The 19,596-nt window shown below is 45.2% G+C and carries 17 protein-coding genes; 9 read left to right on the top strand and 8 right to left on the bottom strand.

All coding sequences use genetic code 11. The features are described 5' to 3' along the window. The first annotated feature begins 260 nt into the window (after window positions 1-260). Entirely contained in the window at window positions 261-1,535 is a 1,275-nt protein-coding gene (locus tag ACJJIV_RS05330; protein ID WP_252084960.1) for an AmpG family muropeptide MFS transporter, read from the top strand. A gap of 42 nt (window positions 1,536-1,577) precedes the next feature. On the opposite strand, the gene ACJJIV_RS05325 is transcribed toward ACJJIV_RS05330, so the two are convergent. Beyond that, complete coding sequence (locus ACJJIV_RS05325; RefSeq protein ID WP_444885767.1) at window positions 1,578-1,892, bottom strand: MGMT family protein; 315 nt, start codon at window positions 1,890-1,892, stop codon at window positions 1,578-1,580. Window positions 1,893-2,180: 288 nt separating this feature from the next. On the opposite strand from ACJJIV_RS05325, the gene ACJJIV_RS05320 reads away from it, so the two are divergent. Next, entirely contained in the window at window positions 2,181-3,152 is a 972-nt protein-coding gene (locus tag ACJJIV_RS05320; protein ID WP_252084962.1) for a DUF481 domain-containing protein, read from the top strand. A gap of 76 nt (window positions 3,153-3,228) precedes the next feature. Further along, a complete protein-coding gene (locus ACJJIV_RS05315) occupies window positions 3,229-3,990 on the top strand; it encodes an SDR family oxidoreductase (protein ID WP_252084963.1) in 762 nt (253 codons plus the stop codon). Between the two features lie 82 nt (window positions 3,991-4,072). Here the strand turns inward: ACJJIV_RS05315 and ACJJIV_RS05310 are convergent, their stop codons facing one another. Further along, the gene (locus tag ACJJIV_RS05310; RefSeq protein WP_444891018.1) at window positions 4,073-4,849 is read right to left on the bottom strand and encodes a hypothetical protein; all 777 of its coding nucleotides are present in this window, start codon (window positions 4,847-4,849) and stop codon (window positions 4,073-4,075) included. Window positions 4,850-5,050: 201 nt separating this feature from the next. Next, window positions 5,051-6,196, bottom strand: coding sequence for a cyclopropane fatty acyl phospholipid synthase (cfa, locus tag ACJJIV_RS05305; RefSeq protein WP_444891017.1), 1,146 nt, complete (start codon window positions 6,194-6,196; stop codon window positions 5,051-5,053). A 141-nt stretch (window positions 6,197-6,337) separates the two neighbouring features. Between cfa and ACJJIV_RS05300 the strand changes: the two genes are divergently transcribed. The 3 genes from ACJJIV_RS05300 (at window position 6,338) to groL (ending at window position 9,013) form a co-directional block, all read left to right on the top strand. After that, complete coding sequence (locus ACJJIV_RS05300; RefSeq protein ID WP_444891016.1) at window positions 6,338-6,814, top strand: FxsA family protein; 477 nt, start codon at window positions 6,338-6,340, stop codon at window positions 6,812-6,814. 216 nt (window positions 6,815-7,030) lie between these two features. Further along, window positions 7,031-7,324 carry a co-chaperone GroES gene (locus ACJJIV_RS05295; RefSeq protein WP_152452204.1) on the top strand — a complete coding sequence of 98 codons (294 nt, stop codon included), beginning with the start codon at window positions 7,031-7,033 and terminating at the stop codon, window positions 7,322-7,324. Between the two features lie 48 nt (window positions 7,325-7,372). Further along, window positions 7,373-9,013, top strand: coding sequence for a chaperonin GroEL (groL, locus tag ACJJIV_RS05290; protein ID WP_252084967.1), 1,641 nt, complete (start codon window positions 7,373-7,375; stop codon window positions 9,011-9,013). A 135-nt stretch (window positions 9,014-9,148) separates the two neighbouring features. On the opposite strand, the gene ACJJIV_RS05285 is transcribed toward groL, so the two are convergent. Beyond that, a complete protein-coding gene (locus ACJJIV_RS05285) occupies window positions 9,149-9,928 on the bottom strand; it encodes a DUF4886 domain-containing protein (RefSeq protein WP_444891015.1) in 780 nt (259 codons plus the stop codon). A 332-nt stretch (window positions 9,929-10,260) separates the two neighbouring features. Here ACJJIV_RS05285 and ACJJIV_RS05280 point away from each other — a divergent pair, with 332 nt between their 5' ends. Further along, the gene (locus tag ACJJIV_RS05280) at window positions 10,261-12,987 is read left to right on the top strand and encodes a LamG domain-containing protein (RefSeq protein ID WP_444891014.1); all 2,727 of its coding nucleotides are present in this window, start codon (window positions 10,261-10,263) and stop codon (window positions 12,985-12,987) included. 123 nt (window positions 12,988-13,110) lie between these two features. Here the strand turns inward: ACJJIV_RS05280 and ACJJIV_RS05275 are convergent, their stop codons facing one another. Both ACJJIV_RS05275 and ACJJIV_RS05270 read right to left on the bottom strand, forming a co-directional pair. Continuing rightward, window positions 13,111-14,901: a sensor histidine kinase gene (locus ACJJIV_RS05275; protein ID WP_444891013.1), complete on the bottom strand. Its 1,791-nt coding sequence runs from the start codon at window positions 14,899-14,901 to the stop codon at window positions 13,111-13,113. After that, entirely contained in the window at window positions 14,879-15,556 is a 678-nt protein-coding gene (locus ACJJIV_RS05270; protein ID WP_444891012.1) for a winged helix-turn-helix domain-containing protein, read from the bottom strand. The genes ACJJIV_RS05275 and ACJJIV_RS05270 overlap by 23 nt, the downstream gene beginning before the upstream one ends. Before the next feature lie 849 nt (window positions 15,557-16,405). On the opposite strand from ACJJIV_RS05270, the gene ACJJIV_RS05265 reads away from it, so the two are divergent. Together ACJJIV_RS05265 and ACJJIV_RS05260 are read left to right on the top strand one after the other, a co-directional pair. Further along, window positions 16,406-17,179, top strand: coding sequence for an SDR family NAD(P)-dependent oxidoreductase (locus tag ACJJIV_RS05265; protein ID WP_444891011.1), 774 nt, complete (start codon window positions 16,406-16,408; stop codon window positions 17,177-17,179). 18 nt (window positions 17,180-17,197) lie between these two features. Next, window positions 17,198-18,196 carry a helix-turn-helix transcriptional regulator gene (locus ACJJIV_RS05260; RefSeq protein ID WP_252084973.1) on the top strand — a complete coding sequence of 333 codons (999 nt, stop codon included), beginning with the start codon at window positions 17,198-17,200 and terminating at the stop codon, window positions 18,194-18,196. Window positions 18,197-18,364: 168 nt separating this feature from the next. Here ACJJIV_RS05260 and ACJJIV_RS05255 read toward each other — a convergent pair whose 3' ends face one another. After that, on the bottom strand, window positions 18,365-19,249 hold the full coding sequence (locus ACJJIV_RS05255; protein WP_444891010.1) for a ketopantoate reductase family protein: 885 nt from the start codon (window positions 19,247-19,249) through the stop codon (window positions 18,365-18,367). A gap of 27 nt (window positions 19,250-19,276) precedes the next feature. Further along, window positions 19,277-19,582: a hypothetical protein gene (locus ACJJIV_RS05250; protein WP_444888307.1), complete on the bottom strand. Its 306-nt coding sequence runs from the start codon at window positions 19,580-19,582 to the stop codon at window positions 19,277-19,279. Between the last annotated feature and the right edge of the window lie 14 nt (window positions 19,583-19,596).

The raw sequence follows: 19,596 nt of genomic DNA, 5'->3' as shown, positions 1-19,596 counted from the left end.
TCGTTTTTCCTATCGAAGGCTTATCGATTTTCCTTTTGGCCACTGAACGTGGCCTTTAGCGTTTTTGGTTACCAGCTATTTGTGCATTGGGTGACGGCAGTCACCGAGCATTTTTGTCAGCTTGTGTCTATGTTGGTGGAGGGGAAACCACTACCTCTCCTGTGTGCCGCTAATACTCCCCCCGCATTTGGGCTTTCCGCTTGGTTAGTGGGAGAACGCACATTTTCAATTGCAGAGTTAACGAATAAACGCGACAAACTATGTCCCACGAAACAGTCAGGGAAGCGGTATTTAACCGGAGAATGCTGATCTGTATCGGCACCGGCTTTTCCTCGGGGATGCCGCTGTTTGTGCTGATTCAGCTGGTACCTGCCTGGCTGAGAACTGAAGGGGTGGACCTGGCGACGATAGGCATCTTCTCCCTGTTGGGATTGCCCTATACCTGGAAGTTTATCTGGGCGCCGCTAATGGAGCGCTATGCGTTTCCAATACTGGGGCGCCGCCGGGGGTGGATGTTGGTGATGCAGCTGCTGCTGATCCTTTTTATTGGCGCATTGGGCATGTTCAATCCCCAGTTTAATATTTGGACGATCGCGGCCCTGTGTTTTGGCGTAGCCTTCTTTAGTGCAAGCCAGGATATTGTCCTGGATGCTTTTCGCCGGGAAATTCTACCGGACTGGGAGTTGGGGCTCGGTAACTCTTTTCATGCCAACGCATACCGGATTTCCGGTTTGGTGCCGGGCTCTCTCAGCTTGATTCTCTCTGATCATCTGGCCTGGGGACAGGTCTTCTGGGTGACGGCAGCTTTTATGCTGATCGCAGTTTTTATGACCTTGATGGTAGCTGAGCCGCAACACCCGGCGGAGCGGCCTAGGTCCTTGCGCGAAGCAATTGTCCTGCCTTTTGTGGAATTCTTCGGTCGTAACGGTGTTAAGCATGCCATTTTAGTATTGGCATTTATGTTTCTTTACAAGCTGGGCGACAGTATGGCAACAGCCCTGGCGACACCCTATTACCTGGATATGGGCTATTCCAATACAGATATTGGTATTGTTGCTAAAAATGCTGGACTTTGGCCGGCGGTAATTGGAGGCTTTCTAGGCGGCCTGTTAATCGTACGTATCGGTATTAATAAGTGCCTGTGGATTTTTGGGGTTATTCAGCTTGTTTCGATCTTCGGCTTTATGATTCTGGCCCAAGCCAATGAGGGCTTGGTTGGCACCCCGGGCTTTAAGCCCAGCCTCTGGTTACTGGCAGTGGTGATTGCTTTTGAATACTTAGGGGTGGGGCTCGGGACAGCGGTGTTTATTGCCTTTATTGCTCGAACAACCAGCAAATTACACACTGCGACACAACTAGCGCTTTTTACAGCATTGACCTCCCTGCCCAGAACTTTTGCCAATGCCTCCACGGGGTACTTGGTAGAGTCTATGGGATGGACTAACTTCTTCCTGCTGTGCGCAGCGCTTGCGGTGCCGGGGATGCTGTTACTCTTTGTCGTAGCCCCCTGGCGAGGCGAGGGCGAAGAGGCTTAATAGTGGCAAGATCATTCCATGACTGTGCAGAGGATGCCTGATTTAGGGTTTCCAGCGATATTTCGCCATATCTACCCGCCCCCTAAGAAAACTAACTCCTTCACTCTCCAGCCGCTCCCGCTGGCGAGAGGCTCCGGGCTCTGGCAGCGAGATACGGCCCTGGGCATTAATCACCCTGTGCCAGGGGAGGGTTGTGTCTTTGGGTAACTTCCTCAGTTGTTGGCCCGCAAGTCGTGCAGCTCTGGGGAAGCCGGCCATTTCCGCCAGATCCCCATAGGTGACTACATGGCCACATGGGATTGAGGCCAGAACGCGGCATATTCTGGCAAGTGTATCGCTGGCTTGTTCTTTGCTCACAAAATTTCTCTGCTAAACCATTTACCGGAAGTTAGCTTCAGTTTGCCGCAATTGATGCCGAATAGGCTATAAATGAGCATCTAAAGAAGTCTTGCCCATGTATTGCCATGGGTAGTTGGGTAGTAACGGCGTGCCAGATTAATGACAGTTATGGCATTATTGCAGCTTGTTTTGTTTTTTTAGAACGGTTTTCACTGTTGGTTCACCCAGAAACTTTAAGGTCCTCCTGTGGTTCTATCGACACGCTTGTCTAGGTTTTTCACGCAAACTCTTCTCTGTCTGGCGTCTTTGCCACTCCATGCTGGTGTGCTCACCCTTGAGAATGGTGACCGTATTCAGGGAGAGTTGGTGCTGGTTGATAGCGAACAGGTAATTTGGAAGTCAGAAACTTTTGGCCAAGTTAAAGTCGATAAGTCCAAAGTCGTCTCTATGGACGTTGATACCGACTTGAAAATTGCCGGGCGCGATGAACCCTGTACCCTGGCGGGGCACCGGCAGGAGCAGTGGGAAGTCTACTGCGCAGAGGGAGATGGTTGGTTAATTGATTTCCCTGGAGTCGAGCGGGCAGAGCCGTATCCGCACTTTGTCAGTAACCCACTGACTTTCAAAGGCAACGTGAGTGCTGGGGGTGTCTTTGAATCTGGTAACCGTGAGCGAAAAGACCTGGACACCAAACTCAATTTGGATGTTCGTCATGGGGATTTTCATCATCTGATAGGAGCTCTCTACCAGAACCAAGATAGTGAAGATGATGGTGCCCTGGAAAAATACCAGCTGACCTATGACTTGCGCTGGATCTTCGCAGAAAAGTGGTTTGCCGAGGCAAACACTGAGTGGGAGCATGAAGAGGCGCGCAACTTGGATTTGGGGACCACTATGGGTCTCGGTCTCGGTTACCTATTTTACAATACAGATAAAACAGCATTTTCACTGGCAGGTGGTGTCAGTAGCCTGCAGGAAGATTTTATCGATACCGAGTTGAGCGAAGACCAGGATGACCAATATGTGGCAGGCCGGCTTAAATTAGATTATGACTATAAATTTTCTTTTGGCCCGGAAATTTACTTCAAACAGGAAATCTTACAGTCTTTTGACCGCAGTGATGATTATCAGACAAATGCCGAATTGGGTGTACGCACACCATTGGTTGAAGGCATATTGATGGAAATCGGCTACCAGTGGCAGTACGACAACACACCATCACTCGAGAGTGAAAAAGAGGATACCAAGGTAACCGTGGGAGTCGGTTATGAATGGTAGTATCTTGCTGGCAACCTGCTTTTAAGAAGGTTGCCAAGGCACAGCAGCAATAAAATTTAAAAATAAGGAGTTCATCATGCAGATTGCCGGCAGCATAGTGGCGATTACTGGCGCAGGCCAGGGTTTGGGGCGAGCAATGGGGGAATACCTGGCTGCACGCGGAGCACGGCTGGCATTGATTGATGTCAATGAGGAAGGCCTCAAGCAGAGCGTTGCCGCTTGTGAAAAGCATGGCGCCGAGGTTCGTAGCTATATTATCAATGTTGCCAGTGAAGAAGAGGTAGATAAGGGCTTTCTGCAAATTGCCGAAGATTTTGGTGGCCTGCAGGTGCTGATCAATAATGCCGGAATTATGCGCGATGGCATGTTGTTGAAATGCAAAGAGGGCAAAGTTACCGATCGTATGTCTCTGGCCCAGTGGCAGTCTGTTATTGATGTAAATCTGACAGGTGTCTTTCTTTGTGGCCGAGCGGCAGCGGGCATTATGGCGGAGAGTGGCAAGGGCGGGGTGATGGTTAATATCTCCAGCCTTTCCCGAGCAGGTAATATGGGGCAGACCAACTACTCTGCCAGCAAAGCGGGCGTTGCCGCTATGACCGTAACCTGGGCCCGTGAACTGGCTCGCTACGGTGTACGGGTAGCTGCAATTGCTCCAGGTTTTATTGGCACTGATATGGTTGCGCAGATGCGCCCGGAAATCCTGGAAAGTCTGGTTAAGCAAGTGCCATTGAGACGCCTGGGTGAGCAAGAGGAAATTGCCTCAACCGTGGCGTTTATTCTGGAGAATGATTATCTAACTGGTCGAGTTCTGGATATCGATGGTGGTGCACGTATTTAATAATTAAGCAGTGCGCGATCAGAAGAGGGTGAACTTTGTTCGCCCTTTTTATTTCCCTTTCAGTAATGACTCTAAGGTTTATCTATCCCTTCCTTGCATATCGCGTGTTGAGAGTCTTTCGATAAAACAGGTATACAAATAAGGAAATAATGAGCCAGGCCAGGATGGATGCCACTTCGTGAAATACGGTTTGCTCTAAAGATAAGTGAAAATCCCGCATCACAAAGCCTTTGATTAGTGCCGACCAGGCATACAACATCTTGCACATATGCAGGACCCACCATGGTCGGCCTGTTATTTGTGGTCGGAAAAAAAATGTATAGACATCGAGTCCAACAAAAACCAGCATTAACGCGGATGGAGCCAAGTAAATGTTGGCATAATTGGGGTGTTTACCAATATCGTAAAGAAAAACCTGGAAATAGAAGACCGCGACCCAGGCAGCTATAGCAGCCAATACCCAATCGATAATATTGGAAGTGATTCTGCCATCATTAGAGTGCTTGATTCTCGGCCATATTCGGTAAGCAGAAAATATGGAGTAGCTGAATATACTGATCAATCCCAGTAATAAAAGGTCTGGGTGGGTATTGTAGACATAGGCAATATCGATCTGGTACTTGGGAATATCTGCCTTGAGATGCGGGATGATGTAAGGGTTGAATAGCATCAGCAGGGCACTGATGGAAAAGATAATGGCAATCAACAATGAGCTGAGGCCACCGATCCGATGGTAACGGCTGCCCTTCTTCATCAGAAGAGTTAATGGGATAGTAATAAACGTTAAGATTATGGCTGCAACCGTATGAACCTCTATAAATAGATTTAGTCCTTCAGGGGTTGTGAATAGATAATGCATTTAGTAAAGACCTGGCGGCAGCAAGTATTAATAAGGCTTACAGGCAATTGGCGATAGTTAATGGATTTGATTATCAGGAGAATGGTCTGGGTGAAGCTTTGATAGAAGTAAAGCTAAATTGCTGCTACCAATTGCTCCCCCAGACTTTTGGAACTCTCAATGTTGGAAGAATTTGAAGTCTTTAATCAAAAATTTCTTGATCTAGCAAATTCTCTCCACACCGCCAACCCTATTTTTTGAGAGCATCCACTGCCAGAGCTGTACTCTGCGAACTCTAAATGTTGCGGCACAGAACAACAGGTAATAGCGCCACATACGATAAAAGCGTCTGCCGTAACGATCGGCAAAGCGCGGCCAATTTTCCTCGAAATTTTTATGCCATGCCATCAGGGTTTTATCGTAGTCAGGCCCAAAGTTATGCAGATCTTCAAGTGTGAGAAGGTCCTGGGCTGCCTTGGTTATCTGCGTTGCAGCCGGTATTTCTCCATTGGGGAAAATGTACTTTTCGATCCATGGATCGGTATTGGCCGGTCTTGCTTTACCGATAGTATGGAGCAGTAAAGTTCCATCTTTCTTTAGGCAGCGTTTAGCCACTTCCATAAAAGCTCGATGATTTTTACGCCCAACATGTTCAAACATTCCGACACTGGCAATACGGTCGAAAGGCTCATCAAGCATTCGGTAATCCTGTAGGGAGACGGTAATCGGTAGGTTGGCATAGCGTTCGGAAACATAGGCTCTTTGTTCGCGGGAGATCGTTACTCCGACACACTCTACTTGGTATTTCTGGGCGGCATAGCCGATCAGGCTCCCCCAGCCACAACCGATATCCAATAGACGCATCCCAGGTTCTAGTTGCAGCTTACGGCAGATAAGGTCGAGCTTGGCTTCTTGAGCTTCGTCCAGGGTTTGAGCATCCTTCCAATAACCGCAACTATAGGTAAGGCGGTTATCGAGCATACCTGTATAAAACTCGTTTCCGAGATCGTAATGGTGCTCACCAACCTCGAAGGCGCGACGACGGCTTTGCAGGTTGATTAAGAAACTGCGCAGGTAGCGCCAAGCATAGCGCCACGTCTTTGCATGGCGGCCAAGGTCGGCTTCCAGAATTTTGTACACAAATTGGTCCAGCGCTTGGACATCCCAATCTCCGCGCATATAAGTCTCACCGAGCCCCATACTGTGACGAGCGACAATCTCATCTAGGGCCTCCTCGCGGTGGACTTGTATATCCCAGGGCCTGTCACCATTCACCTGAATGTCGGCCTCGGCTAATATTTCGTCTACCATGTGGCGACTGCGGCCAATGGCCGGCACTTCTATGGTGTCCTGCTGCTCGCTTGCCATCAAAGCCTCCCTCTCTCCTAGTTGCTGTGGGTTGATTGAGGCGCCCTTGAATAATTTGCCTCCCCACTCCATTTACTTCAGCATATTGAAAAACCTTGATCGTCCCAGCTTCGTAGAGCTGGTTTATTAGGAATTCCCTCAATGCGCCCATTACTGCTTCTATTTATAGTCCTACCTGTACTTGAAATGTGGGTTTTAATCACCGTAGGGAGAGAAATCGGCGCCTTGCCTACGATTGGATTGGTATTTTTAACCGCTATTGTTGGCGTAACCCTGTTGCGGCGGCAGGGCATATCGACCCTAATGCGGGCTCAGGAGAAGATGCGAACAGGCGATATACCTGCCCAGGAGATGGTTGAAGGAATCTTTCTTGCCGTGGGCGGGGCATTGTTGCTCACTCCTGGATTTATCACCGATGCCATCGGATTTGCTTGCCTGATACCGGGTTTACGCCAACTGATACTGGGGAGACTGGTGCGTCATATCACCATTGTGCGGCCTGGTGACCCCCGCAGCTCGGACCCCAACCAACGCGGTCCAGATATTATCGAGGGGGAATTTTCTCGAGATGAGCGAAAACCTATGGATCAGGTAGATCATAAGCATCATAAAGATTGAGCTGGTTAAATAGTGCACTATTTTGTGCTTCAGCCGGCACTTTTGTAGTTTTTTTATTGAAGAGTGTTGAAATCCATTCTCGCGCCCATAGATAGGGTTCAACTGAGAATTAAGCCCCGCCTCTGGGAATCAGGGAGGGGTGAGGTTACCGGCCCATAAAGCCAGTGCCGCCGATGTTGAAAACCTTAAAAAAACGACTCAATGGAGAACTTATCCATGAAAATTCGTCCTTTACACGACCGCGTCGTAGTACGCCGTAAGGAAGAAGAAGCGATGTCAGCTGGCGGTATCGTGCTGCCAGGCGCTGCCAAAGAAAAGCCGAACCAAGGTGAAGTGGTAGCCGTGGGTGAGGGCAAGCAGCTGGACAATGGCGATGTTCGCGCACTGTCTGTGAAGGTGGGTGACACTGTTGTTTTCGGTCGCTATGCCGACAGCAATACCCTCAAGGTGGACGGCGAAGAGCTGATCATCATGAGCGAAGGTGACATCTACGGCGTGTTGGAAGGCTAAGAAAAGCCTTTAACTTTACTCGCAAAAAGAATTTGAGGAATAAGAATCATGGCAGCTAAAGACGTAATTTTTGGTGACGACGCTCGTCAGAAAATGCTGAAAGGCGTAAACATCCTGGCAGACGCCGTTAAAACTACCCTGGGTCCTAAAGGCCGCAACGTAGTTCTGGACAAGTCCTTCGGTGCACCTACCGTAACCAAAGACGGTGTTTCCGTAGCAAAAGAAATCGAACTGAAAGACAAGTTCGAAAACATGGGCGCGCAGATGGTGAAGGAAGTTGCTTCCAAAGCTTCTGACACTGCCGGTGACGGCACCACCACCGCTACCGTTCTGGCCCAGGCTATCGTAACCGAAGGTCTGAAATCCGTAGCCGCTGGCTTTAACCCGATGGATCTGAAGCGCGGTATCGACAAAGCGGTAACCGCAGCGGTCAACCACATCGCTGGTCTGTCCACTCCTTGTGCAGACACCAAGTCTATCGCTCAGGTAGGTACTATCTCCGCTAACAGCGACGAGAGCGTTGGTACCATCATCGCCGAAGCCATGGAAAAAGTGGGCAAAGAAGGCGTTATCACTGTTGAAGAAGGTTCTGGCCTGGAAAACGAGCTGGACGTAGTAGAAGGTATGCAGTTCGACCGCGGCTACCTGTCTCCTTACTTCATCACCAACCAAGAAAACATGACTGCTGAGCTGGATAGCCCTTTCATCCTGCTGGTAGACAAGAAAATCTCCAACATCCGCGACCTACTGCCCTTGCTGGAGCAAGTAGCTAAGGCTTCCAAGCCGCTGCTTATCATCGCTGAAGACGTAGAAGGCGAAGCGCTGGCAACTCTGGTTGTAAACAGCATGCGCGGCATCGTTAAAGTTGCTGCTGTTAAAGCTCCTGGCTTCGGCGACCGTCGTAAAGCCATGCTGCAGGACATCGCTATCCTGACTGGCGGCACCGTAATCTCTGAAGAAGTTGGTCTGGAGCTGGAAGGTACTACTCTGGAGCACCTGGGTACTGCTAAGCGTGTAACCCTGTCCAAAGAAAACACTGTAATCGTTGATGGCGCTGGTGATGTTAAAGACATCGAAGCTCGCGTTGGCCAGATCCGTGCACAGATCGAAGAGTCCTCTTCCGACTACGATAAAGAGAAGCTGCAAGAGCGCGTAGCCAAACTGGCTGGCGGTGTTGCAGTAATCAAAGTAGGCGCCGCTACTGAAGTGGAAATGAAAGAGAAGAAAGCTCGCGTAGAAGACGCTCTGCACGCTACCCGCGCTGCAGTAGAGGAAGGCGTAGTACCTGGCGGTGGTACCGCTCTGGTTCGCGCTACTCAGGCTATCTCTGTAACTGGTGACAACGAAGACCAGAACCACGGCATCGCTGCAGCCCTGCGCGCTATGGAAATGCCTCTGCGTCAAATCGTTGCCAACGCTGGTGATGAAGCTTCTGTAGTTGTTGATAAGATCAAGCAAGGCGAAGGCAACTTCGGTTACAACGCTGCTACCGGCGAATACGGTGACATGCTGGAAATGGGCATCCTGGACCCTGCTAAAGTAACCCGTTCTGCACTGCAAGCGGCAGCTTCTATTGCTGGTCTGATGATCACCACCGAAGCTATGGTTGCTGAGATCCCGGAAGACAAGCCGGCTGCTCCTGACATGAGCGGTATGGGTGGCATGGGCGGTATGGGCGGCATGATGTAAGCCGGCCTAACAGCCTATCTAAAAAGCCCCGCAATTGCGGGGCTTTTTTTTGTCCAGAACAAAATGCTAGATAGCTGCTGTGACGAGTCGAAGCATGCCTGGATATTCCCAATGATGGTTAGACTTGGGAAAAGTTTATGGACTCAATGTGAGTGCCTTTGCTTGTTGTGCAAGTAACTCTGCTGTTTCTTCGGGAATACCCGTGATAGGAGGAGTATTTAACTGCGATAAGCCTACTAGATGGAAAGCAAAGACTAAAGAAGATAGATAGACACCATTACGGTTGGGATGGCTTCCATCATGAGTGTAAAGGTCGATGTTTTTATCTAAAGAGTGAATTGCCTCCCACGCAAGGCCGACTGGAACGATTTCTGAGAATGTTGTTTTAGCTATATTTTGGTAGCCTTCTAGCAGACGAGTTTGCATTTTGCTGCGAGTATCGTCAGGAATATTTTGAATATCTCCATGTTTGCGTCCCCAGGTTAGAAAGAGCAGAGGGGTGGCTCCAGCTTTTCGAATCTCATCCGTCAGTTTTTTCGCGTAGGGATAAATCTCTTTTCGTCTCTGTTCTTCAGGAAAAGATGGAAGCTGGCTCTGTTCCTGAAGCACTACAAAGTCCCATTTTCTCTCATGAATAGCTTCTAACGTCTCTTCAGACTCAGAATGTTTTCGCAAGGTCCATCCACCTGGGGTTAAGGATCTATAGGTGATATGTGTCCCATTAATTTTAACGATTGACTGGATCATTGTAGGAAGCGGGCGAGTGTAGCTATTACCAATAAAAAGCACGGAGAGAATTTTCTGGTGTTTTTGATCAGTTTGCGTCTTTTGCGCTACTAATAAAAAAGTTCCTACTGCTAATAGAGAGATAAGAAAAAATATTTTAAGTTTTAAATAACTTTCGGGTTTTTTCATTGTTTCAGACTTTCAAATGGGCCAATTGCCGCTTAGGTTAGGTTAACTCTCGGCTTATTTCTGTGCAGTGTGTTTAAGATCTATATCCTTATTTGGTGAAATAGGTAATTGAGGAGATAGCCCTTTCTTTTGAAAATAATCCTCTGATTGTTTTTGTTTATTACTTTCTGGATTGTAACAAGGATGATGATATAGGTCGGCAAGGACTCGATATATAAGTAATTGATACTAATTTGGAGGAGAAACATTACATATATTTAATGTTCAGTCCAGCAAAGGGTTAGCATGCCCTTTTAGACTTCCCTTTCAGTAAATGGGAGGAAAGAGCAGATATGTTGCTATCAAAAGGTAATCTTGTACTAGCTGCCTGTCTTGCAGTACTAGGCTGCAAGGATTCGGGGGGCTCTGGAGAGGGGCAGGCGTTAGAATCCAGGAGTTCGCAAGTAGACTTAAGCCAAGCGTCGGCTGGTTTTTTTGCGCACTATACCCGTGTCAACTCAGTAGATATTCCGGAAAAGATCACAGGGCCTTATGCTGACATCATTGTGAACCTTGAAGGGAAAGGTAAGCTTGTTTTTGCTCGTGATCATAGTTACCGGCCTGTCTGGCATTTTGGAAACAATTCTAATCCTGTAGCACATTTGGCTGATATTTCGAGTGATGCCAATACTCGCTTTGATAAATCAAATGACTTTTCTTATGTTCGTATCTTAGAGCAGTCAGATGAAAAGGTTGTTATTCATTGGCGTTACTTCCCGAAAGCTAATGCGAAAATGGGGCGAGATCCCGAAGGGGTAGTCCATGAGATTTATACGATTACTCGAGATGGCAATGTAACCAGGTTATACCGGCCAGGCACTGATACCATCACAGACTGGGATGTGCGTAGAGGGGCCATTATTCAAACTATGCGTCTCACGGAAAATGGCATAGCTGATGTACAAAATAAGTCTGGAGAGCTACAGGCAGATGTGTCTCAGGGTAATGGAAATGCGATAGTCAATTATACTCCCCCTGGCTTGCCAGTGGCTCATTGGAAGTTTGATGAGGGTAAGGGCACGAGTACTGTTGAGAGCTTGAAATCAGTGACTGGATATATTGATAGCCACGGAGGAGATTGGGTCGCTGGTGTGTCTGGTTCGGCCCTTTTTTTTGACGGTTATAGATCAGCAGTGGTGGTCGCGCAGGATGAGGCACCCATATTTAAGGAGGCTCTTTCCATTGAAGCCTGGGTTAATCTAGCCGCTTATCCATGGAATAACGCCCCTATCATTCACCAGTCAGATAATATGGGAAATGAGGGGTATTATTTTGGAGTAAGTTCTGATGGTAAACTCCTTTTTACGGTAAATGGAAAAACTTTAATCTCTGATAGCGTAATCCCAGTTAATCAGTGGGTTCATGTTGGTGTTTCTGCAGAAAAGAATTTATCACTCTATATCAATGGTGTTTTAGATAAGAGTCAACCTTATGATGTCAATCTTTCGACTCCAGATATGCCAATGATTGTGGGGATGAATAATTCACCTTTACCGGCAACCGATGGGGTTCGGGAGAGTGAATTAAATGAATTCAATCACTTCTCCAGTATATTCGGTATTGAGGGGGCAATAGACGAAGTTGCCATTTATAAGCGCTCTCTGACATCTAAGGATTTTTATGATAGTTACAATGGTTTTTTATTAGCACAAAAGAAAGCTCCAGATCCTAGTTTTACAAAGCGGCAATTGCCAGACTTGGAAAAATACCCTCAGAAGTTTGGTGGAATTTATACAAAGTTAGACTTTCATGATGCTTGGGATAACCTATGGAGGGTTACGGACAACGAAGATATTGTAGTCCGGTTCGATAATAAGCCGATTAGCTATGTATATTGGCGAGGAACATCACACGGCATGAACTTGGTGACGGATAATCGGTGGATGTCTGATCAAAGTGTGGAGTTAGTGATTCCAGATCCAGATGATCCTGAAACTCCAGTTTCAGTCAATCCAATTGTTTCTTTGGCTGAACACATGTCTGATAAGGCGGCTCTACGAACCCATGTTCGCATGATTGAAAATACTCCTGCAAGGGTTAAGGTTCACTGGCGTTATGCTGCTGCAGATGTATTTGATTTACTCGTTATGGATACTGCTTATATTGATGAGGTTCACACAATTTATCCCGATGGGGTGGCAATCCGGGATGTTTTTTACCATCCTGCAGCTGATGAAGGTGGAGTAGAATTTTACCAGGACTTCCAATGGTTACTAGGACCTGGTCAAAAGGCTGAGGACTTCCTGAATTATAATGCAGTTTCGATTGCGGGGCTTAAGGGGGACTCCTCTGATATAATTTATCCTATATCCTTAGACAGACCTAGTGATGGAGCAGACCCCAGCCCTTTGCCCGGTAATATTGCGGTGCTCAATAGCCAAACAAACTGGAAGGTCTTTGGAGTAAGTCAGGCTGGTGGTTTTTTTCCCTCTGCTAATGAGGAGAGTTCAGAGCATATAGATTTCCTGGGAGGTATTTTTCCGTTTGCAGGCCCTTGGAATCATTGGCCAATAGCTCAAATTCCTTCCGATGGTCGATTCTCCGTTGCCAATGATAGAGTTTCTCACTTTGCGGTTGGTAATCTAGAGGCCTTTGAATATGGTTCTGGATCTATGATGTATGGATTTACTCAGGGAACACCGGTTGATTTACAAGACTTGGCAAGTTCATGGATTTCTCCACCTGTCATAGATGCGGTTCAAGGTGTTAAGGACAATGCAATTACTTTTATCACAGATGAAAGAGCCTATAGCCTGACATCAGATGGGATATCAGGAGATATTTCTTTGCTGGTAAAAGCTAATGATAGTAGTCCTTTGGTAAACCCATCACTAATTATTCGCCAATGGGGAACAAGTAAAACTCCGAAAGTAAAATTCAATGGCAAAGCATTATCCGATGTAAAATTGGGTATTATCAGAGATACTGATGGATCTCAGACTTTGATTATATGGTTGCCTGTAACGGCGACCATGGATTCATCCATTGAAATTATTCGTGATTCTGTTGGTGAGAGTTAACCTTCTTGTTGGTTGTTATATTTTAAGAATAAGAGGAATTGCCATACAATAGTATGGCAATTCTGCTTTGTAAGTGGAGATTAACTATAAATAATTTTTTATTTTCCTCTTACAGATAAACACTCAATATAATTTAGTGGGCTTGCTTTCTTGAGAACTTAAAGGATGGGCGGAATGTGGTTCTGTGATTGATGGGATAACTATCTGTATCTTTAGTCCATTGCAGTTAGCTAAATGAATCTTGGCTTTGTGTAAGTTGCAAACAGCTAAAACAAGACTTAATCCAAGCCCGTTGCCTTTTGTATGCCTATGCGATTCCAACCGGTAGAATCGTTCAAAGACCTTTTTTTGATCATCTTCTGGAATTCCTGGACCGTTATCGTGTAGCTGCAGACGAAGATAATCTCTACCCTGCTGAGATTGGGCTGAAAGCCTAATATCCAGAATGCCACTTCCTGGTGCGTACTTAATTATATTATCAAATAGATTTGCAATAGACTGAGACCATTGGTTTTTATCCCCAAAAATCATATGCTGCTCATCATCTAAAGTGATGGATGGAAGTATTCCCTGATCATGAAAAGTCGGTTCATAGACTTCTATTAGGGTTTTAAGGAGTTTGTGTAGTGAAAAGTGTCGAAATTCTGACCTTTTCGTTCCTTGCTCAATTTGTGAGATCCTGAGTAATGCATTAAAGCACTCTATGATTTTGTCATTTTCATTAATAATGGCTTCGATGGTATCTTTATCTGGTTTTTCTATATGCAATAATAGTTCTAGCTGGCCTCGTAGCCGAGAAAGTGGGGACTTTAGGTCATGGGCAATGTTGTCGGAAACCTGCTTTATCCCCATCATCAACTGTTGAATTTTGTCCAGCATTGTATTGATATGTATAGATAATTGATCATAGTCTCCACCATTACTATTATATGGGATCCGTCTGTCCAGATCGCCAGACATAATTTGGCGGCATACTTTGTTGATCTCGCTTATTCTTCTGACTGATTGCCTAGATACAAGATATCCACAAATTAGACTAATAATTGTAGTGATCAAAAGCCCATAAAAAATAGCTGAGTTAAGGTTTTTCAATAAGTGAAATTCTTGGGTGAAATCCCTTCCCAGTATGAGTTCTCCTCCATCACTAAGTTGAGAAGATTTTGCTAGGCATATGTGTTGTTCATGTTCTTGAGAAAATGTAGAGTCTGGATTGTAGGTTGCTGTGTATGTAGACTTATAATTAGTGCTTTGTGGAGAAGTTCCTTCGATATTGCTGAGTATAATATTTCCCTTTCTATCCTGAAGCTGTACACAGAGGTCCTCTGTATCTAAAAAATACTCAGTTTCAATATAATATTTTGTAAGTAGTGTTGTATCTATGTGACGTTTTTTATGGTATTGGGGCCAATGGCTAAATCGTTCATCAGTAATCTGGTCTACATAATCGTGAAAATCTTCGGGAAATTCGCTGTTAAGCAGATACCAGATTAAGTTGGCCGGAATCTTTTCTAGAGGTGGGGTTATGTCCTCTCCCAGTGCGAATAATCGCCCTTGAATAGCAAGTTTCTCTTGCTGACTTAAGCTGCTTTTACTTAAAAGGTGTTTGAAATGGTGTGTGTAATCGCTAGTAAATTTTGATGGTGAAGCGTGGTTGTTAATAAAATTTCTAGGTTTTACATTTTGGAAGTTTGGGAAAAGGTCGGGGTGAAAAAACTCTAGGTCATTGATTGCCGCAATAGATTCTTTTGTTATATTTTCAACTTTATGAAATGTTGGATTTGTCAAGGATTGCTTTGTGAGTAAATAGATGCTTGCCAGTGAAATACTGGAGCTAAGGCAGACGCAGCTGAATGTAATAATTGCCAGTCTGAAACTAGAGCTTTTATGTAGCTTAATTTTTTTCATGAAGGACATAACCGGCCCCCCTTACTGTGTGAATAAGAGGCCTATCCTGGGATTGGTCAACTTTCTTTCTCAGTCTGCTTACGTGTACTTCTACTACATTGGTCTTGGGGTCAAAATGAAGGTCCCAGACTTGCTCCAAAAGCATTGTTTTTGTAATAATTTGACCTTCATGTCTCATAAGATATTCTAGGAGTTTGAATTCTTGGGTTAATAGCTCAATACTACGGCCTCTGCGTTGTGCCTTTCTTGTTAAGAGATTGAGCTCAAGGTCTGAAACAATAAGGGTTTCATAGGTATTGGACTGAGGTTGGCGCCTACTAATGACTTCGACTCTGGCTAAAAGCTCCGTAAAAGAAAAAGGTTTGGAAAGGTAGTCATCACATCCACTACGTAAACCTTCAACGCGATGGTCAACGTCTCCAAGGTTACTTAGCATTAAAACTGGTGTACTGATTTCCATTCCCCTCAGGGACCTTAATAGCTTTAGCCCATCCATACCAGGAAGCATTCGGTCAAGGATGATTGCATCAAAATTTTCGGTGCTAGCTTGAATTAATCCTGTTTTTCCATCATGGCATAGCTCTACACTATGCCCTTCCTGGTTGAGGCCCTTGTGAAGGTAATGGCTTAATTTGATGTCGTCTTCTATTATAAAGATTCGCATATATCTTTAGCTGGTAAATAGTTTTGGTTGCCAGTTACTTGTTGATCGAGTTCTTTAAATTGATTTTTTAAGTTTTTGATTTATCTCAGGCTAAGTCATGTGTGCATGGTGAATATTAAAGGGTAACTAAATGTTGCCAGGAACTTTCAGCCTTTTAGACATGAACATAATTAATTTAAAAGTGATAAATGCTATTTTTACACCATACTGAAGGGTTGGGAGTAGTGAAGTCTTTCTAGATTCTTGCATGTGGAGAACACTAGCAAAAAAACAGTTGTTAGGCTAAAACTGCGTCTTAAATTGTGTGTTAAGTGTGCTTCATGCCCCTTGTAATATCAATGCTATATAAATCAAGTACCAAGAGAATACCCTGTTGTTTAAGCCCAGGCTGGTGTAATCAGTGTATGAATGTTAGAACGCTGGGTTTACGGAGTCACAGTATATGACTCAATTGAGGTAGAGGTTCTTAGTCTCCAGAGTGGACAGTGACGCGACCATAAAGTCACAGCATCAAAAATAATAAGTAACGGTAGCCTGAATACACTGAATTTTAATAGGTATGGTATATACGAGGGCAATGGTCACCGCTAGTGAAAGCTATCCTAGGAAATTATTCCGTCTTTACCCAAAAGTAGCGTCTCTCAAGTTCTGGGGTTGCGATTTCAATACCCTTAATACGAGAAACGAGATCTCGAGCTTATTTCATCGCTTCTGAAAAAATCTTAGATAAGTTGAAACTATCCCTTTGAGCGATGGCATGTTTGGATAGCCAACCGGCACAATCGGATTCTTGGCTGGCGTCTTTAGTATATATACTGATTCTAAGATTAACACTTGGGAGACAATTTGATGGAAGCGGCACTTATCACAGGAGCCTCTGGTGGTATTGGTCTGGAGTTGGCCAAGATACATGCGGCTAAAGGTGGCAACCTGGTTCTGGTTGCTCGGTCTGAGGGGAAGCTTTTATCACTCAAGCAGCAGCTGGAGAAAGAGTTTGGTGTCCAAGCAATGGTAATTGCTGAAGATCTATCTGACCCGTTGTCCGCACAGAGAATTTTTGAGCGAACCCAAGGTGCGAATGTGGAGGTTGGTACCCTGATCAACAATGCGGGTTTTGGTGGTCATGGCCTTTTTCATCAGCGGGACTTGGAAGCTGAGCAGAGTATGATGCAGGTAAATATGATTTCCCTTACCAATCTCACCCATCTGTATTTAAAGGGTATGGTTGCCCGAAATAGCGGGCATATCCTTAATGTCTCATCTACAGCCTCTTTTATTCCTGGCCCTTTACAGGCGGTTTACTACGCAACTAAAGCCTATGTAACTTCATTCAGCCAGGCACTGGCTGAGGAGCTGAACGGCACAGGTGTGACAGTAACCGCTTTGTGCCCCGGCGCTGTTGCAACAGGATTCGTCGCGGCAGGTGATCTTCAGGGTGTCGATATTTGGAAGAATGCCCGCTCAGCTGAGTCTGTTGCCAGATGTGGTTATCAGGCCATGGAGCGTGGCGATCTGGTTGCTTTTAATGAGACGCGGCTAAAGTTGTTTCTGAATTGGATAATGCCTTTATTGCCTCGTAAAATGCTACTGAAGTTTTCCCGTCAGACGATGGAAAAGTCTTAATTGTAGGAAGGCCCGGTAATGATCAGGCGTGCAGCTAAATTTTTGGTACCTCCCAGCTGGAAGTTGATATTACACGATATGAATATCGATACAGCGCTGGCTCTGGCCTATGCCGGGTTACCTGCGGATTTATTACAGCGGGAGTCTGTGACACTGACTCCGGTGGAATATTTCCGCTTCTGGTGTGGTATTGACCAGGCTTCGAAGGATAAGCCACTGCCGCTCTTATTGGCAGAGCATCTTACGGCTGAAACATTTGATCCCCCTGTGTTTGCGAGCCTTTGCAGCGAAAACCTGAATCAAGCTTTATTGCGGATACAGCAGTACAAACCATTGATTGGACCAATGGAATTGCACTTGGATATTACTGATAAGTACACAAGGCTTAATTTAGAGTGCTATGGCAGTGATGAAATTATCCCCACAGCTTTGGGATTGAGTGAATTAATTTTCTATATCCGCCTGGCTCGATTGGGAACCCGGGATAAAATTCAACCTTTGGAATTGGCTCTACCGCAGTTACCGGAAGACCAAACGCCTTATCAGATGTTCTTTGGTTGCTCAATTAAGAAATCAGACCGGGTGAGAATTTGCTTCTCAGCACAAGATGCACAAAAACCGTTTCTGACTGCCAATGCCCCTATGTGGGATTTCTTTGAAGGTAAATTGAGTCAACAGCTAAAGGATCTGGGCAGCGAAGCCACAATGGGAGAGCGGGTCGGGTCCGTGTTAATGGAGTTATTGCCAGCTGGTGAGAGCTCTATTGAGGCTGTATCTGAGCGTTTAATGATCAGCAAAAGAACTTTACAGAGAAAACTTGGGGAGGAAAATCACACTTTTCAGTCTGTCTTACAGGAGATTAGGGTAAGTTTGGCTGATCACTATCTCTCTAAGTCTAATCTCCATCTGGGAGAAATTTCCTTTATGCTAGGATTTAAGGAGCCTAATTCATTTATACGCGCTTACCGAGGATGGAAAGGGGTGACACCTCTTCAATATCGGAATTCGATTTATTGATCATATTTGTCTTTGGTTTTAGTGCTGCTACTAGATTGAAGGTAAACCATACTGGGCCCTAGCGGTATAGTTAAATATGCTTCTTCATGGTCAGTATAAAGTCGTAGGCCTATTTAAATACTCTACTATAAGGCCAGTTGGGAGTTTGGGGCGGACAGCTGGATAATCTCAATATAAGTTAGGATGCTTTCTCTTAAAATTATTCACGGCCTCAATGTTGTAAGGAGTGGCAACTCCTACTCTACGGCCTAATTTAATAATAAAACCATTCAAATAGGAAAGCTCAGTAACTTTATTTTCTCTAACATCCTGGTGGGTTGAAGTATAATGATCCAGGTTTTTGGCTTGTAGGGTGAGTTTTTTCCACATCTCTTGTTTGTCTTGATTGATCTCAATCTCTTTTGAGAGAACTTCGTAGGATTCATAAAGTACATTTTTCATGTGCTTGGTTATTTCGTCGTCTGCAAAAAGCTCCCTGAGGGTTCTTGAATAGGTGGCAGAAAATATATTTGTTGTGCAATTGAAGATAGTCTTTTCAACACGATGCTGTACTATGTTACTGGTTGTTCTGGTCTCGATAAGTGAGTTTTTGAATAGCTGTAGTAAGCTTTCTGAATATTTGTCATTTCCAACGAGAAACCCAGAACCTTTTGTATGCTTCAGTTTATTGTTGTTCAGATTGAAGCCGTCATATACCAAGACACTCGTGAAGTCTTTCTGATAAGTGTGTTCAAACTCTGAGATATCAAAAAGGCAGTTTTGTAATAGAATAATAATTTTTGATTTTGGGCTTGTCTTGCTTAAATTGATGAGGTTTTTCTTTAGGTCATAGATTTTGCATGTTAAAAAAACAAAGTCATAGGATGATTGTGCGCTGATCTCTTTTGAGGTGGGCGGGAAGTCATATCTCTTAGAGTTGATGAGGAGATATTCTCCAATTCTATCCGCTTTTCTACCTATGACATCTACATGATAGTTTGCCCGGAAAAATTTTGCCGCTAGGTATGATCCAATGGAGCCTGCTCCGAGTATTAATATTTTTCCTTTTTTCATAAAGTTCGTTCAGGATTTTCTTGTTACCTATTTGGCTGGTCGATCTGCAAAAATAATCCCATTATCTGGGTTTACTTCCAGGGCTCGGAGCTCGCCCTGGTAAACTGCTTGAATCTTCCAGCGCCCCCCCACGAAGCGCATACTGGTTATAGGCTTAAACCCCAGATTGTAGAGTTTTGCCCTAATAGTCGATGGATCTAGAGCAATAACCGAAGGCGTTGCTCCGTAAAGATCGGGGCTATCATAGATTGGGGCGGGTTTGTTCGGGTCTAGCCCTGGGGGAATGGGGTTTGTCAAATTACTAACGAGCATGACCGTTACAATAAAACTCACGCGAGGCTCCACAC

The sequence above is a fragment of the Microbulbifer mixtoriginis (SeqCode) genome, from assembly GCF_052466765.1.
Note: the sequence above shows the minus strand (reverse complement) of the source record. Positions and strands in the feature narration are given on the sequence as shown.

What these genes read in the sequence shown, in the direction of transcription:
- ACJJIV_RS05275 (WP_444891013.1), bottom strand. Translation starts at nt 14,901, where the DNA reads ATGTCCTTCATGAAAAAAATTAAGCTACATAAAAGCTCTAGTTTCAGA.
- ACJJIV_RS05255 (WP_444891010.1), bottom strand. Translation starts at nt 19,249, where the DNA reads ATGAAAAAAGGAAAAATATTAATACTCGGAGCAGGCTCCATTGGATCA.
- ACJJIV_RS05260 (WP_252084973.1), top strand. Translation starts at nt 17,198, where the DNA reads ATGATCAGGCGTGCAGCTAAATTTTTGGTACCTCCCAGCTGGAAGTTG.
- ACJJIV_RS05280 (WP_444891014.1), top strand. Translation starts at nt 10,261, where the DNA reads ATGTTGCTATCAAAAGGTAATCTTGTACTAGCTGCCTGTCTTGCAGTA.
- cfa (WP_444891017.1), bottom strand. Translation starts at nt 6,196, where the DNA reads ATGGCAAGCGAGCAGCAGGACACCATAGAAGTGCCGGCCATTGGCCGC.
- ACJJIV_RS05270 (WP_444891012.1), bottom strand. Translation starts at nt 15,556, where the DNA reads ATGCGAATCTTTATAATAGAAGACGACATCAAATTAAGCCATTACCTT.
- ACJJIV_RS05330 (WP_252084960.1), top strand. Translation starts at nt 261, where the DNA reads ATGTCCCACGAAACAGTCAGGGAAGCGGTATTTAACCGGAGAATGCTG.
- groL (WP_252084967.1), top strand. Translation starts at nt 7,373, where the DNA reads ATGGCAGCTAAAGACGTAATTTTTGGTGACGACGCTCGTCAGAAAATG.
- ACJJIV_RS05300 (WP_444891016.1), top strand. Translation starts at nt 6,338, where the DNA reads ATGCGCCCATTACTGCTTCTATTTATAGTCCTACCTGTACTTGAAATG.
- ACJJIV_RS05285 (WP_444891015.1), bottom strand. Translation starts at nt 9,928, where the DNA reads ATGAAAAAACCCGAAAGTTATTTAAAACTTAAAATATTTTTTCTTATC.
- ACJJIV_RS05295 (WP_152452204.1), top strand. Translation starts at nt 7,031, where the DNA reads ATGAAAATTCGTCCTTTACACGACCGCGTCGTAGTACGCCGTAAGGAA.
- ACJJIV_RS05315 (WP_252084963.1), top strand. Translation starts at nt 3,229, where the DNA reads ATGCAGATTGCCGGCAGCATAGTGGCGATTACTGGCGCAGGCCAGGGT.
- ACJJIV_RS05265 (WP_444891011.1), top strand. Translation starts at nt 16,406, where the DNA reads ATGGAAGCGGCACTTATCACAGGAGCCTCTGGTGGTATTGGTCTGGAG.
- ACJJIV_RS05310 (WP_444891018.1), bottom strand. Translation starts at nt 4,849, where the DNA reads ATGCATTATCTATTCACAACCCCTGAAGGACTAAATCTATTTATAGAG.